At 43.3% G+C, this 15,152-nt stretch carries 12 protein-coding genes and 1 tRNA gene; 8 read left to right on the top strand and 5 right to left on the bottom strand.

Features of this window, described 5'->3' with window-relative positions; genetic code table 11:
• Nucleotides 1–2: 2 nt before the first annotated feature.
• Nucleotides 3–2,984 carry a fibrinogen-like YCDxxxxGGGW domain-containing protein gene (locus AZI87_RS17500; protein ID WP_063209730.1) on the bottom strand — a complete coding sequence of 994 codons (2,982 nt, stop codon included), beginning with the start codon at nucleotides 2,982–2,984 and terminating at the stop codon, nucleotides 3–5.
• A 134-nt stretch (nucleotides 2,985–3,118) separates the two neighbouring features.
• Between AZI87_RS17500 and AZI87_RS17495 the strand changes: the two genes are divergently transcribed.
• From AZI87_RS17495 to AZI87_RS17460, 6 genes are all read left to right on the top strand, one after another.
• Nucleotides 3,119–3,742 (top strand): hypothetical protein, encoded by a 624-nt coding sequence (locus AZI87_RS17495; protein WP_063209728.1) that lies wholly within the window; start codon nucleotides 3,119–3,121, stop codon nucleotides 3,740–3,742.
• A gap of 7 nt (nucleotides 3,743–3,749) precedes the next feature.
• On the top strand, nucleotides 3,750–4,427 hold the full coding sequence (locus AZI87_RS17490) for a hypothetical protein (protein WP_155722617.1): 678 nt from the start codon (nucleotides 3,750–3,752) through the stop codon (nucleotides 4,425–4,427).
• Between the two features lie 102 nt (nucleotides 4,428–4,529).
• Complete coding sequence (locus AZI87_RS17485; RefSeq protein ID WP_155722616.1) at nucleotides 4,530–4,955, top strand: hypothetical protein; 426 nt, start codon at nucleotides 4,530–4,532, stop codon at nucleotides 4,953–4,955.
• 241 nt (nucleotides 4,956–5,196) lie between these two features.
• On the top strand, nucleotides 5,197–5,763 hold the full coding sequence (locus AZI87_RS17480) for an AbiV family abortive infection protein (protein WP_063209722.1): 567 nt from the start codon (nucleotides 5,197–5,199) through the stop codon (nucleotides 5,761–5,763).
• Nucleotides 5,764–6,478: 715 nt separating this feature from the next.
• Complete coding sequence (locus AZI87_RS17475) at nucleotides 6,479–8,101, top strand: alkaline phosphatase D family protein (protein WP_063209720.1); 1,623 nt, start codon at nucleotides 6,479–6,481, stop codon at nucleotides 8,099–8,101.
• Nucleotides 8,102–9,639: 1,538 nt separating this feature from the next.
• Nucleotides 9,640–9,909 (top strand): hypothetical protein, encoded by a 270-nt coding sequence (locus AZI87_RS17460; protein ID WP_172795539.1) that lies wholly within the window; start codon nucleotides 9,640–9,642, stop codon nucleotides 9,907–9,909.
• Nucleotides 9,910–10,530: 621 nt separating this feature from the next.
• Here AZI87_RS17460 and AZI87_RS17455 read toward each other — a convergent pair.
• The 3 genes from AZI87_RS17455 to AZI87_RS17445 form a co-directional block, all read right to left on the bottom strand.
• Nucleotides 10,531–10,606: transfer RNA gene (locus tag AZI87_RS17455), tRNA-His, on the bottom strand.
• 83 nt (nucleotides 10,607–10,689) lie between these two features.
• Nucleotides 10,690–11,661, bottom strand: coding sequence for a hypothetical protein (locus AZI87_RS17450; RefSeq protein ID WP_155722614.1), 972 nt, complete (start codon nucleotides 11,659–11,661; stop codon nucleotides 10,690–10,692).
• Nucleotides 11,636–12,403: a glycosyltransferase family 2 protein gene (locus AZI87_RS17445; protein ID WP_253696988.1), complete on the bottom strand. Its 768-nt coding sequence runs from the start codon at nucleotides 12,401–12,403 to the stop codon at nucleotides 11,636–11,638. The genes AZI87_RS17450 and AZI87_RS17445 overlap by 26 nt, the downstream gene beginning before the upstream one ends.
• Nucleotides 12,404–12,449: 46 nt before the next feature.
• On the opposite strand from AZI87_RS17445, the gene AZI87_RS17440 reads away from it, so the two are divergent.
• A complete protein-coding gene (locus tag AZI87_RS17440) occupies nucleotides 12,450–13,109 on the top strand; it encodes a hypothetical protein (RefSeq protein ID WP_253696986.1) in 660 nt (219 codons plus the stop codon).
• A gap of 2 nt (nucleotides 13,110–13,111) precedes the next feature.
• Nucleotides 13,112–14,155, top strand: a complete 1,044-nt coding sequence (locus tag AZI87_RS17435) for a rod shape-determining protein (RefSeq protein ID WP_063209710.1) — start codon at nucleotides 13,112–13,114, stop codon at nucleotides 14,153–14,155.
• On the opposite strand, the gene AZI87_RS17430 is transcribed toward AZI87_RS17435, so the two are convergent.
• Nucleotides 14,152–15,126 carry an aminotransferase class IV gene (locus AZI87_RS17430; RefSeq protein WP_063209808.1) on the bottom strand — a complete coding sequence of 325 codons (975 nt, stop codon included), beginning with the start codon at nucleotides 15,124–15,126 and terminating at the stop codon, nucleotides 14,152–14,154. The two genes, AZI87_RS17435 and AZI87_RS17430, sit on opposite strands and share 4 nt — an antisense overlap.
• Nucleotides 15,127–15,152 lie beyond the last annotated feature (26 nt).

Raw genomic sequence — 15,152 nt, 5'->3', positions numbered from 1 at the left:
TCCTACCGTACTTTTAAAACATAGATATGGGCTTGGTTACCGCCAGTATATTGGCAAGAGTTGCCGTTGACGTTCACATAAGAAGACGTCACTTCTGACGCCACCGAACGAGTGACGTTATGAGTGTTCGCGGCAGTGCAATTGTGACAAGTGCTTGCCCAATGATAATCATAACCGTCATTTCCGATATCAATCCACGCTGAAGGTGTGGCGTTGTAACCTTGCGAATATCCGTAAAGGTAAACTTCTTTGTGGGGCACGGTGATTGTCACACCGATAAACGGTGCGGGAACATTGCAATAACCACTCGCGCCTGTGCCTTGATAAGAAGATACTTGTCCTCCGCTATAAGAGATAGAAACTCCGCTGACAGAAACTGCGGCAGGAAAGTTTCCGCTCGCGTAATTGGCGTTCCCGATGATCCATGTCCAACCGCCTCCATTGGTCGTCATTTCACAATAGGCAGAGATCGGTGCGCTTCCGCCCGCTCCATCAGGGTCGATCATATACATTCCGTCTCCGACAGAGCCACCGGTATCTAAGATAACTTTACATGATGTAAGTGCAATGACATTCCAAGTGACAGTTTGGGTCGACACAAGACCGGCTGCATTTGTTGCTCTGACTGAAAAGCTGTGTGTGCCCGAAGGAAGGTTTGTCAGGTTGTGAGGAGATGTACATGAAGACCATCCTCCTCCGTCTAAGTCGCATTCAATATTTACGGTTGTTTCGGATTCGTTGACTTCAAACTCTATAGTCGCGTCCGTGTCAACTGTGTCCGAAGGTGCTGATGTAAAGACTATCGAAGGCGGCGTTGAGTCTACGAACCAGTTGATGGTGGTTTCGGCGCTGACGTGGCCTAGGTAGTCAGTGGCGCGAATTCGGAATTCATGAGCCCCGTCCGTCACGACTGGAATTAAATAAGGAGAAGCGCACGCGGCCCATGATCCGCCGGCCAATTTACATTCTATTAAGCTGACTCCGGATGAACCTGAATCAACGACATTAAATACAAATTGCTCTGAAGTTTCACTAACAAAGGCGCCCGGAGAATCCGTGACCGTGATTACGGGAGGATAGAGATCGACGTCGAAGTTATGATTTGAAATGACTTCATTTCCGGCGATGTCTTTTGCGCGAATACTTAATGAGTAACTTCCTTGAGAAAGTCCGGATAATTCATAGGGGCTATCGCAATTTGCGTAACCGCCAGAATTAAAATTACATTCCACACTTGCTAGTCCGCTTGTATCGTCTGAAACGGTGAATTCAAAATCTGTTGCCGTGTCTCTGATAATAGCGTTTGGAGCTGTTGTAACATTGAGTACTGGGGCTTGAGTGTCCGCTCGGAAAATATAGGGACTGTTACTGGCGGATGTTATCAGGTCTGCTTGATCTAACGAGCGCACTAGAACTTGATACTGCATTCCGTGAACCAATGAAAGACAACCCGCTGTTGAAAAATCATAGGACGTTGTGGAGGTCGACTGTTCAGAACAGACTGTGGTTCCGCTCATTGACTGGATGGACGTTTGATAAATGACGGCATCAGATGAAGAACTCCAAACGACTTCTGGCCACTGTGCGGCCCATGTATCTGAAGTCGTATCGACGCCTCCCCTAACTCCTAAAATATTGAAATTTCCCGGTGGAGTGACATCCACGCGGAAGATGACGTCGGTTCCTTGTGTAAGATTCCCGGCTTCATCGCGGGCGATCACGCGGGCGATGTAATCTGTTTCGGGAACGAGATCGCAACCAGTGAGAGCTTGCTGCATGATAGAGGCCCCAACGTTTTCTTCACAGCGCACAGTAAGATCTAAGTTAAGAATCGATACGTTGTATGCGGAGGATCCTGAAGCGGGACTCCAGTTGACGATGGGATCTACCAGTTGTGATAAACGATCATCGATGGTCAGATCACTTCCGCCGGTGATTCCTAAGACTGGGAAAGCTCCCGGAGGGATAGTGTCTAAGACGATACTATAAGTAGGAGTTTTATTCGTCAGAGCATTGCCCGCGCTATCGAAGAGCCATAGCTTCACTGTTTTTACTCCGTCGCCTGCGGAAAGATCGTAGTTTGTTGGACGAGAGGTGTGCCAACCATTTGCGGGCCCTTGTCCTCCGGGGCAAGGATCTGCGGGACTTAAAGGAATAAAACTTAAGTCTTCCGTTAGGCACCAATAAGAGGCCCAGGCGTCGTTTGTTACCGTGATAGAAACTGTTTGCGTGGCGGCGTATCCTTGATCAGATCCTGTGTGAGTTAAGACAAAGCCTGGTGCGAATAAATCCACTTCCATGAAAGCAGAACAAACGGGAGTGCTCCAGTTGCCGGCTTTATCTGTGGATTGAATGTCAAAAGAGTAAAATGTATTTGCGGAAAGATTGTCAAAGACGTGAGTGAGCGATGCTAAGTTTTTCGTAGAGATGATGGAACCCGTGCACGAGGGTTGATCGTAAAGTCTGACTTTGTACGGAATTTCACTTAAGCCTGCCGGTCCGATATCGACTACGCTATTCCATGCACCGACAAAGTGAGTCGCAGAGACGTAAGAATCTGATAAGGGCGCGGTGATCGTCGCCGGCATCGGGGCCTGCATGTCTACCGTCACCCAGAATGCGCAAGATGATTCGTAGTTGCGACTATTATTCGTCACACGCACTTTCGCGTAATAGCTTTTACCATCTTGCAGACCATCGATATGTATGTCTGTCCCGGATAATTCAACTTCCGTGGGAGTCCCGTCGCAAAAGGCGTTATCGTAAAGAAGTACGGTCCCGCCGTTAAAGACGGATTCTTCCCACGTCGGTGAAAATGAAAACGGATGCGTTGAGGAATTGGTGTAGATCGAAGACTTATTAATTTGAACGGCGAAGGGATTACGAATCTTAGTGTCGATGGTACAGGAACCCAAAGCCATCGAACAAATGATAGCTTTATAGAACGAACTATAACCTAAAGTCCCAGAACGTTCCGAATTCATGAGAATAATATCGGATTTTCTCTCGGAAATCTTTATTTTTGTGTTTCAGAATGAGAATTTTGACAGGAATAAAACATTCTTTAGTTTACTATCTTACGTCCCGATAAGAAGAGCTCACAGGAAGGCGGTCTCAGATGGCACAAAGAGAAGACTTCATTCGCGCTGAAGGCAAGACACGCAGTCTGACTCTAAAATGGAATTTGCTTGGAACAAAAATCGAAGTCTTTCTGGATGAAAAGCTTCTGGGAACTTTACGCGGATGGAACGAAATCTTTTATAAGGGTGCGACCTTTCCCCTTTCCGACGGCAGCAAAATATTTGTAAAATGGTCACCGTGGGATTTCTCGCCCTATTACAAGCACACTACTACAGATTCTGAATCGACATCTCAACCCTCAAGTAAAGATGGATATGTCTTAATGGCATGTCTTGGTGGATTGAATTTTCTAATTGGATCTATTGTTGTGTTCGGTCACGTAGAGGCTATGGCTAAAGTTGGATTCGGTTTCTATAATTTCTTTTCTGGCTCTGTATATTTAGTTTTAGCTCTTGCAGGTTGGGACACTAAAAGTCGATCTTATCTAAAAGGAGCTTTCGGCTTTTTTCTATTTGAAACTGTCATGAACTTGCTTCAAGGAATATTAAATCCAGGTGGCATTATTATGCGCGCGTTATTGATTCGTTTGTTTTGGCTATCGCTGAAAAATCCGGAAAAGCCCAAGGTTCATCCATCTGATGACATACGCAAAGCAGGCTAGCTTCCGGATGAAGATTCTTTTGCGGATAATAAAAGTTTTAGGAATTCTATTTTTAGTAGTAATTGCGTTGCTGCTGTTACCCTTAGTAGGCTTATTCATAGACTTCGGTCCCACTACTCAAGCTTACAAAATTAAGAACGCAACTTTTGAAAGCACAACCTTCGATAAGTTTGCAACACGCGAAGAAATTAGGTCCGGGACAGCAACACATCCACAATTTCCAGTAAGTTATCATAGTATAAAACCCGGAGACGGCACCATACTCGCCGTTCGCTCTTATCATGATCCAAGTACCGCTTTTGATGACGAGACATTCTGGAAGCTTACGGTGTGGCGCCCGGAATTTGAGGACAGAGTTTATGATTTATCAGAAAATGACAGCTTAATCGCATTTTTCACAAGAGGTGGATCAGCCTGGCCCGGAACTCAATGCGCATCACTTCTTAAAAGCGGGTCTATACAAATTCTTGAGAATGAAATTTCAGTCGATACAACGGTCGTCTGTCGTCATAAAATCTTGCACATAAAAGGTAGCTGGAAGTTAGAAGACTTTGATGTTCGAAACACCGATTATTGGATAGGAAAAAAAGGTGCAGAACACACTTATAAAGAAACATATTACCGAGGTAAAAACTGGAAAATTGTTGATTGGTTCTTAGAAACTTTCTTTGAAAATCCCAAATAAATTCGAATTGGATTCTAACAATAATATGATTGAAGGGAAAATGAGGCACCCAATTATGTTTCAAACAAAAGATTGTATATCAAAAGAGCCGATCTAATAGCTATGAAGATTAAGCAATGGTTCAAAGACACGCTCCATGACTTTATTAGTTTTGGCTCACGCCAAAAGTTCGTGCTTGGGACCTTCTTTGCCCTATTCGCTCTTTCATATGTTGCCGGGCACTTTCTCATTATGACGACCGATCCCTATGGTATGTCAGTTCAATTCCTACGAGATGACAAAGTCCTTAGCCAGTACGTCGGCAAAATCACCTACCGCTCTTTGAAGCCATTAAGTTCATCGATCAGGGTTAAGCATACACTTGAGGGATCTCAAGGTGATGCCAAAATTACAATTGATTTTTATGGAGATTGCAAAGGGGGAGAAGCCAATTTCTTTTACTCTATGAAGGATGGCAAGTGGGAATTGCTGAAAGCTCATGCCCTAACTTCCGATCATGATGTTATTATTTTAAAGCAACACCCTTAAAGAGCCAGATCAAATTTCTGTATAATCTAAAAATAAGACACCAGAAATAAACTTTATAAAGAGATTTGACCCGCCCACAAGATTCATACCACCTTCATGGTATCCCCCAACAATTCTCGGGCTTAGAACGAATATTCAGAATAGTCAAAAGGACAGGTGCGGGACGGCCTTGATCGCAGATTTTTCGCACTACCTTGCTCACGCTCAAATATGTTGATATGTCTTTCATGAGGAATAAGCGATGGAAGGCAAACTATTAATTTCAAAAGAGGACTTTGCAACATTTCGTTTCTGCGAGCGTGTCCTGGACAATGCTCGAGATATGATTATCGAATCTCGTCTTTTATTTGAAGCAAATCATATTAGACGAGCATTGTTTCTAACTATAACAGCATTTGAAGAAGTTTTAAAGATAATCAAAGGATTAGAGAACGGATTCGATCAAAAAAATCTAAAATTCCATTCATCAAAATTCCAACCTGCAACTAAATTTTATCTAGATCGTATGTTACCAAAAACCAACCAATTGGTAGAAACTTTCCTACAAAATAATCCAACGCTCTCTCGTGATGAATTGAGATCAGGTATTGAAAATTATTTTCACAATATGGCTGATTTCCCCAAATTAAGACAGGCACTTTTATATATTGATTTTGGACAAGACTTCTTTGCCGGCCCACTATTGAACTCTGAGGAACTTCTAAAAGACATGACAAAGATAGCCTTGAATGGAATTGAAGAATATGAAAATACAGTTCGCGAAATATTTCGCGAGGAACGCGAAAAATTTATTTTAGAGGAAAATTGAATACATTCTCTTCTGGAAAACATCGAAGAACAATTCAGAGTTTACTTAGGAACTTTAGGCATACTTTTTTCACAAGATCACAGTGTCCTTGGTCTGCTCCCATCACAGAAAGAACGCACGCAATGTGCAGCACAGCTTAAAGCGGAACAATCACCATTAGAGAAAATCAATTCCTCAACTCATCCATGTTCTGAGAAAGAAACAATCCGGATATCGCAATTGAAGGGCAATGGGATTTCAAACCTGGATTAGTAAAAAAGGCGCTCCGGACGTCTCCAATGAAACGCATCTACCGAGAAAAGAGAAATAAAAAGGTTTGTTAGATCTTTGCCAAAGACAGAACAGATGGCGTCCCTCGTCAGGTATTTAGTGATAGGAAAATAAGCAATAAGACAATGCTAAACACAAATACTAACTAACAATGCAATGTACTGAAAAATCAAAAACATACGAGCTTAATATTCCAAATAACTTTAATATAAGCACAGCATCATTGCTCATTGCCACAAATATTATGAAATAACCTTAACAATTTGTATTTTGAAGTACGCAGTCACTTGGTAAGATACAAAAAGATGCTTCTGTATCCGCGCCAACAGACACAGAAGCGATAAAAATAAACCGAGATGGTGATTCTCATTGTTGCTTTTTACGTTTGTGTTATAAGCCTGACGTGAAATCCCTCTCATTGCAAACATTTTTTCGAGGGGGAAAAATGGAATCGGTACGTTCTAGTAGTCATGAATTTATCCACGTTTTCTTGGGACGCGGACATAATGGGGCGCAAAAGATTGTTCTTTGCGCACCTTTTCAAACAGACTTCGACGAAGTGGAATGCACACTTAGCCTCAGCGGAGTCGCACTTCCACCAATGAAAGCCAAGGCGCAAGATCCAGAAGTCAGAAACTTCGTTTTTGAATTTCATGGATTAATTTCCGGTGGAAATTACTCTTATCGCTTCACCAAAAAAGGGGAAAGACTAGACTTGGGAGCTGGCCTTCTAGAGTCGAACCTTCGTTTCACCTATTGGAGCACTCTAGATGCATATGCTGAAACAGTTCTTATAAGCTGTAACGGCGTCTACATCTTCAAAGATCAAAATAAAAAGTGGGACATGTGGCGTCGCCTTGAAACCACAATCGCAAATTCCAAAAATCCACCAAAGCTTTTAATTCTTGGCGGAGATCAATATTATCAAGATGACACCGAAAAAGAGTTTTATGAAAAACTTAAGGGCGATGTCACTCCTGAGCTTAGAAACCAAGTTAAAATGGCAGCTATTCGTCGAGCGTGGGAACAGACCTCAGACCCAAGCTACCGCAGGCTCATGGCAAGTATTCCGTCCGTGGCAATGTGTGATGACCATGATTTTACCGACGGTGCCGGTGGCCGATTTTTCAACGAGCAAGGCGTTTTTGAATCTAGCTGGCTAAATTACATGAGTATTTTGGTAGAAGTTTTCGAGGCGTTCCAAACCTCAAGAAACCCAACTCCAATTATCTCCAAAACAAAATCCGCTTACTCTTTTACTTTGGACTTGGGTGAGTCGGCCCTAATTGCTCTCGATATGCGCACAGAGAAAAATGCAGGGATTAATAAAATCATGGACGAAGATCACAAGAATGCGGTTTTCGCTGTTATCCAAGCTTTGCCACATAAAAACATTTTGATCTTGTCCCCAGTTGTTCCGGCAAGAAATTCCAATCAGAAAGAAGGTTGGATGGCCGGAATCATCGAATGGCTGAAAAAGCCAAAGGTGAAAGCCAAATTTGAAAAATGGCATCTGATGTTCGCGTGGGACTACATCGTTGGGATGGAAGATGACATGGATGACGCGTTAACATCAAAACGAGCTATTGGTTTCTTTGGTGAGCTTATGAAATGTCTTTCCACCAAAGCTCTCAACGACACCACGTATACACTTCTAACGGGTGATATTCACACCGGAGGCTCCATTGAGTTGTTCATTACCGTGGATAAAGGAACATTCCCATTGGGAGTGCTCGTTTCCTCTCCAATCGGATACGACCCAATGCCAGACGTAGTGGAAGGGCTACTGCAAGAGGGAATGCTTATCAAAAAGCAGAACAACGATTTCAAACTGATAGGCATCAACAATCAGTTTGTAACTGCTCGAAACTTTGTTTTCTTAAGACCGTCTCTTTTAAAAACGGATGCAAAGGATCAGGCAGCAAGAATCTTTATAGAAGGAATTCAAGGATCTCGCTCATTACCAATTGGCAGCTGGAATCCACTTGAAGGAGAAACTGCCGACAGCAAATTAGAAAACAGCGCGGCCCACGCTACAGAAAAAGCAGCCGAGGATTTAACGCCTTAGCATGCCGTTCAAACAGCCGAGGACCTGTATGAACTTGCGGGCCCTCAAAGCAGAACTCTCTCATCGCGAACCAATTCAGGAAAGCAACAATGAAATGCATTCTATTAGCTATTTTAACTGCACTTATCTCCTGCCAGAAAAAGCAGCCCGTTCAAGAACTTTCTCTTCATCTAAGCCGAAGCCCTACCGACGACTTCTCTTAAAATTTTGGATCATAAATATTTTGTCGTTATGTAAGACACGAAGTACAAGTTAAAACAGCACACTAAAAAAAACCACTTAATCAGGAAAGCGATTGCGCTCTTAAGCCAGTCTTTTGCCGTCTCTTTGATAGCATCTTCAAGGATCGGTTTCACCATCTCAAATAATTTCTTCAATACTTTCACAAGCACCTCCTATGCTTAAATTTATGCGGAACACTACTGCTGAGCAGATTACCGTATGCCGTTTGTGTGGTGGAGATGCTGAAAGGAGGTATTAATAGGATTCAAAGGAAGCAACACAAAAGCAAGCGATTTTAATTTTCATAATTATTTTATTTATTTGCCGAATATTTCCTGTCAGGAAATTAATTTTCTGCCAATTAAATATTTAAATATTTAAATATTCAGGCAAATAATTATTTTAATATTTATTTCCAATAAATATTAATTTTTAAAATTTAAATTTGACTTAAATATACCGTCTGCATTTTTCGCACGAATGAGCACCTGGAGAGAAAAATACATATGCAGCAAACAACATTGGCAGCGCTGATACGCCAAGCCCCTGCCCCTGAAAGAGTCGCAAAAAAAAACAATCCAATCATCGTAGGAACACGATCATCACCGCCAGAACAAAAGCAACCCGGTAAACTATTAACTTTTGAATATCCAACATGCTGGCAATTTCAGCAGCGAACTTTGGTCGACTTTAAGATTGTGAACACTTTACACTCACCGTATGAGAAGGCTGCTAGTAACACAGCTGACACAAAGTGATCAAATGCAGCCGGAATACCTAAAACAACGAGAGTAAATATCAGAATCATTTTTTTATCTTTCATTCTGACTATCACCTAATTCACTTAGAATTCCATTTCTCCGCAATTTGCATATAGACTTCTGCGCGAAACCCTCTTTAAAGACAAACAGAACCTGGTGATCATCTGAAGCTACAAATGGAAGATCTTCTTTAATTTTCGCCCGCACATTGCTAATAATATAATCTTTATCTAAATAAAATTTGGCTCTCACATCGCCTTCAATAGAAAAGCCTAATTTATTAAAGTCGGCCGTGTACTAACCGTATACTGAGTGATAACTCCCTTCTGCAGAAACTAGACTCTTTAGATTCATTTTAACTTCGGAAAATCGCGCCCTTTCAAGCATGTCTCCACCGAAAGCTTTCCACCACAGGACAACCAAAGTTGTACAAGCTATCAGTATGAAAGCAGCGGAACTTTGACAACAGTGTTGATTTTGTAGCCGTAATCCAAAGTATAAATGAAGTTTGACTGCACAAAAGAATGTTTATTAAATGCAGATATGAAGGAAGTCATGGAAGTATTAAGACGCTATTTACAATTCTGGGATCCAATTGAGGTCATTGGGGATCTCATTAAAGACGGGCTGCCACCTGACGAATACGACTCTTACGCCGGACCTCTGTATACAATTCTCGCAAATGGCGGGAGCGTTGACGACGTTGAACGATTTCTAAAAAAATGTCTTGAGCACATGGGAATGCCATCTGTTTCCGAAAGAGAAAAAGGAATGGCAATTTCCATTCACACCTATTTTAACAAATCCGGCGGATTTAGAAAATAAGCCGATTTTAAGCGAAAATATTTCCTGAACTTAGTTTGGCAGGAAGCACAAGCTCACTGGTTCACACGATGAAAGCCTTCTCTGCCGCTGGCATAAAAAATCGCATGATAGAGGTTTTTTGATACTGATACTACCGATGCAGTGACACTGAAACAACTAGATAAGCTACGATCTTACCAAACATCAAAACGACCAAACTTCCCGAGCTAGATATTTTAAAAAGCTTCCAACATTGGCCCTCAAGGTTGGCACTTATGAATGTTAATGGGTTAGCAGAAAGTATTGAGCTCTACTTTGAAGAGTCCTCAATAAAATCGCTTGAAGGCGATTTTATTCCGGTAGTATGGAAAGCTACGAAGAATCTGTAAACAGTATCGAGGAGATATGCTTCCAAAAGCTGATGTTCAAACTAAAAGCTACTAAAAAAGGTGGCAGCGACGGCTGTTAAACGCATCCAAAGCCCACCTTGTGAGATACCCTTTGAATGGATTCTTTGATGGATGTCTCGATAGCAAGAACCAGGGAATCAGAAAAATGCAGCTTCCCGCACAAACTCTGAAACCCTTAATAGAAGAGGCTTTCAGAGTTTAGATCTATCTGCGATTTATACGGGAGAAAAATTGGGGTGAGTAACGGGGCTTGAACCCGCGACACTCGGAATCACAATCCGATGCTCTACCAACTGAGCTATACCCACCACAAAAGGAAGAACCTTTATAGGATTTTGTCGTGGAAATGGCAAGCAGGAAATTTACCCGCCACTGAAAAAATCAGAAAAACTTAATAATCACAAATAGCTACGACCGGTTGCGCCTTACAAACTATGCTGGCTTTTTCAGCATCCAAAGTGGTTTCTTCGGACCAATCCCCATTGGCGTTGCAGCGGCGGCGGACACAGGCAGTCCCCTCGTTTTGGACGAGGCAGTTCTTCTTTTCCTTCTTAGGATTATTCACGCACGTCCAAACGCACTCATTGAATTTGCCTGCAGGCTGACTGCAGATCACACCTTCTCGCTTTAATTTCGCTAACCGAGCTTGTTCTTGCGCTTTTAATTTCGCGATTCCATCAAGACGTTTTTTCTCATCGGCGGCAGCTTTATTCAATTCCCCCGCATCAATCGGAGTCACCGCCGTCAAACGACCTTTGGGAATTTTCTTACCTTTAAGAAGAACATCGTAAGAGATCTCACCGTTTTCAATCACACCTTGAAAACCCGCTTGCTGTCCTTTTTTTACCGTCACGGACTCTTCACCATTGAGGGCTGAAAACTCCATGGTGCCTTCAAACACCTTCACGCCCGTGAAGGCTTTTTGCGGATAGATGGAAAGAACATAATCGCCCGGGATCGCCAGGAACTCAAAAAGGTCCGAACGCAAAGCAATATTGTAAGCGCCTTTTTCTTTCTGATTCCAGTGAAGATCACCGCTTTTTAGAATCACAACGGGAGCTTCACCCGACTCCCAACTGATCACCGGCATTAAAACTTCACCTGAACCTAGCAAGATGAAATTGCGCTTTTCATCAAGTTCTACTTTAACTCGGCCAGTTAAAGACGTCTCTAGTAGAGCTTTTTCACGAAGAACCTGACGGCCTTTTACGAGAGCTCTTTTGCCATCTTTCCCCGTCAGCCAAACCTGCCCGTAAACCTCACGGATTGCGGGATACTTCGGAGCGACCGCCAAAGCGGCCTCTGCAAAAACTAAAAAGACGATACTAAGAAGAGATTTATTGAGAAGACTTTTTCTGAGCACGTTCCATCTCCCAGAGTTTGGCGAATTTTAAAAACAACGAGTAAGAGGCGCCGACAGCGATGATAAAACCTGGGAGCCCATCTAGAAAGCCGGCTTTCACAAAGTAAGTCTCGACGAACTTTCCCCAAGGCTTAAAGATCATCTTTAAGTAAGAAAACTTCTTCCCTGCCGCTGCAAGTTCTTTTGCGCCTAACGTAGAATAACGATCGTTCGTAAGCACCTGATCGCTGATGCCATCAAAGACCCAATGAAGCAGGTCTTTCTTCATTTTTAACTTTAACTTTACTTCCACTTTTTCGTGTACGTCTGCGGAATCCCACTGAGAAATGGATTTATTAAACAACCGCAGTTGATAGTCAGGATACCATCCGCCGTGAGAAATCCAGCGCCCCAAGTGGTAAGACTTGCGCGGGAAAAGATAACCCGCTTCGGAATTTAATTCTGAAAAACGACCATAAATCTCTGCGGCAAGCTCGGGACTTAAAGCTTCATCTGCGTCTAACGCCAACACCCAAGGGTTTTTAGCTTGAGCCGTCGCGAAGGCTTTTTGCGGGCCAAAACCCTTCCACTTTTCCTGGAACACGCGGGCTCCACAGCGTTCGGCGATTTCTACCGTGCGATCCGTCGAAAAGCTATCAACCACGACAACATCGTCGGCAAAGGGAACGGAGCGAATGCAGCGCTCGATATGCGCCTCTTCATTTAAGGTAATGATCACTAGAGATATGGGAAGTTTCGTCACTTCTTAAAGGTCTCTTTGGATCAAGGTCTTGTCAAACGATTCGCGAATGGCTACCATTTTTAGATCGGATGTTTTGAAAGGCTTTAATTTCATGAAATTTGCTAAATACTTCGTTTTAGGTCTGTTTTTAAGTTCCTCGGCGCATGCCTACTTGAGCATCGCTGAATCCGGAGAATTGCTGGCTCCAGGAAAATATCAAGTGGGAGTTGAACCTCAACTTCTAACGAACAAAGGTAACGGAGCAAACTTCAACGTCTTCTTCGACACCGCTATCAATGAATCCATGAGCGGTCGTATTTCGATGGGCGCAGGTGCTGTAGACTTCAACGCTTTTGCAAGTGCAAAGTGGATCCCGATTCCTGACGTCGACAATCAACCGGCGATGGGGCTTCGTTTGGGTGCCGGTATCGCAAGAGATGAGGACGAAAACTTAATTCAACTGCAACTAGCACCCATGCTGAGCAAAAAGTTTGATACTGAGTACGGAATGTCTGTTCCCTACTTCTCTATCCCCTTCACGTTCCTTAACACAAAAGAAGAAAACTACGTAGCGTCCAACTTGGCAATCGGCACAGAATTTCATTACGTCGATTGGAATCAAGTGACTTTAGGGGCGGAGTTGGGCCTAGAGTTGAATAAGTCTTATTCTTACATCTCGATTTTTGCTACATTCCCATTTGAGAGCCACAAAGGATTCGGTAAATAAATATGTTGTCTTGGTTATTTAGGGATGAAGCTGGAACCGCCGCTGATTTGTACGTCGACCTCGGCACTGCGAACACTTTAATCGCAGGCCGTGGCAAAGGCATCATTTTAAATGAGCCTTCTTTGATCGCGTACCAACAAACAAGTCCTGGCAAAAAAAGAGTGATCGCGGTTGGAACAGATGCCAAAGAAAAATTGGCGAACAACCCTGGCAGCATCTTTCCGCAAAAGCCGATTCGTGATGGCGTGATTGCGGACTTTGAAACAACGGAAGTGATGTTAAGACACTTTCTTTCAGCTCCGGGAGTGAAATCTGCATTTTCTCGTCCAAGAGTTGTCGTGTCCTTGCCTTACGGAGTGACGGAAGTAGAGAAAAAAGCCGTTATTCAATCTTGTAAAGCGGCTGGCGCAAAAGAAGTTTTCTTGATTGATGAGCCGATGGCCGCAGCGATTGGCTCAGGCCTTAATATCAAGTCTGCTGAAGGCAATATGATTATCGATATCGGTGGTGGCACAACGGAAGTTGCGGTTATCGCCCTAGCTGATATCGTTTACTGTGAAGCCGCTCGCGTGGGTGGACATAAAATCGATGACTCGATCATTGATTACTTCCGTAAATACAAAAAGCTTATTATTTCTGAAACGACGGCGGAATATTTGAAAGTCTCTATCGGTACAGCTGTTCCGAAAAAAGATATCAAAACAGCGACAATCACAGGTCGTGATGCTGATACGGGAATGAATAAAACCATGGAAGTCAGCTCTGAAGACGTAGGACTTGCGATGAATAACTCAGTTCAAGAAGTTATCAATGCCATTCACCGCGCTTTAGAACACACTCCCCCAGAACTTGTGTCAGACATTATCGAAAGAGGTGTTGTGCTTGCTGGTGGCGGAGCTTTGATTCGCGATTTCGATTTGCGCATTCAAAATGAAGTGCGTTTGCCGGTCAGAATTGCTGAGAGCCCTCTGACAGCCATCGCCCGCGGAGGCGAAGCTGTCTTGAGTGACCCTGAGCTCTTAGATAAAATTCAATTGGAAGTTTAAACTGGAACAGGGGTCGCTTTCGGCCCCTTTTTCATATCCTCACGCAGAAGCTGTAAGAGCTGTGCTGAAACCGGTCCTTGCTTTCCCGTCCCGATTTTCTTTCCTTCATATTCTGTGACTGGCAAAACATCTAACGTCGTTCCAATCATCATCACTTCTTGCGCTTCGTAAAGATCCATCTCGGTTAAATCTTTTTCCTGAATGCCTGTTAAGGCACCCGCCGCTAAAAGGGATTCAGCGAGTTCAAAACTGCGCATCATCGTTGTGCCTTTTAAGATCTGACGAAGTTTAGGACGAACCAAAGTGCGATTTTTATCAATCATCACGATATTTTCCGTCGAGCTTTCCGTTAAGTACCCTTGAGGATCTACACCGATTGTGAAATCAAGTTTACGATCGACGCTTTCTTTTTTCATCAAAACGTTTTGCAAGTAATTGCAAGTTTTAATCGTCGCAAACCAAGGGTCTTTCGGAGGGATTTGACTGCGCCCCACTTTCACTCCGTTGATATATCTTTCTTCAGAATACGGAGTGTAAGCTGTTACAACCAAATACATCTGCGACGCCAAACACTCATAGGGGTTCGTCGTAAATCCGCCCGGACCGCGCGAGATATAAAGACGCAAGACAGCGTTTTTTGTACTCGCTACTTGAACGGTTCTAAAGATCACTTCACGCATTTCATCAAGGGGCATCGGAAGTTTTAAACCGATTTTACCCGCAGAAAGCTCTAAACGCTCTAAGTGCTCTTGCAGAAGAAAGGCTTTGCCATCAACGACCTTGATCGCTTCAAACACCCCATCCCCACGATGCACCAAATGATCGTCGATAGGGACCGTCATCAACCCCGGCTCTTTCGTAATGCCGCCCAACCAAGTGCTGTACATGGCTAAGTAAGTTTTTTGTGCGGCGTAAGCACGCTCTTGAAGTTTGGATTGAATTTCAGAGGGGGAAAGAACTGCAACGGACATGATAGTCTCCTCAGCAAACATTCTGA

Source organism: Bdellovibrio bacteriovorus, assembly GCF_001592745.1.
In the GTDB taxonomy this organism is placed as follows: Bacteria; Bdellovibrionota; Bdellovibrionia; order Bdellovibrionales; family Bdellovibrionaceae; genus Bdellovibrio; species Bdellovibrio bacteriovorus_B.
This window is presented reverse-complemented; position numbering and strand designations above follow the sequence as displayed.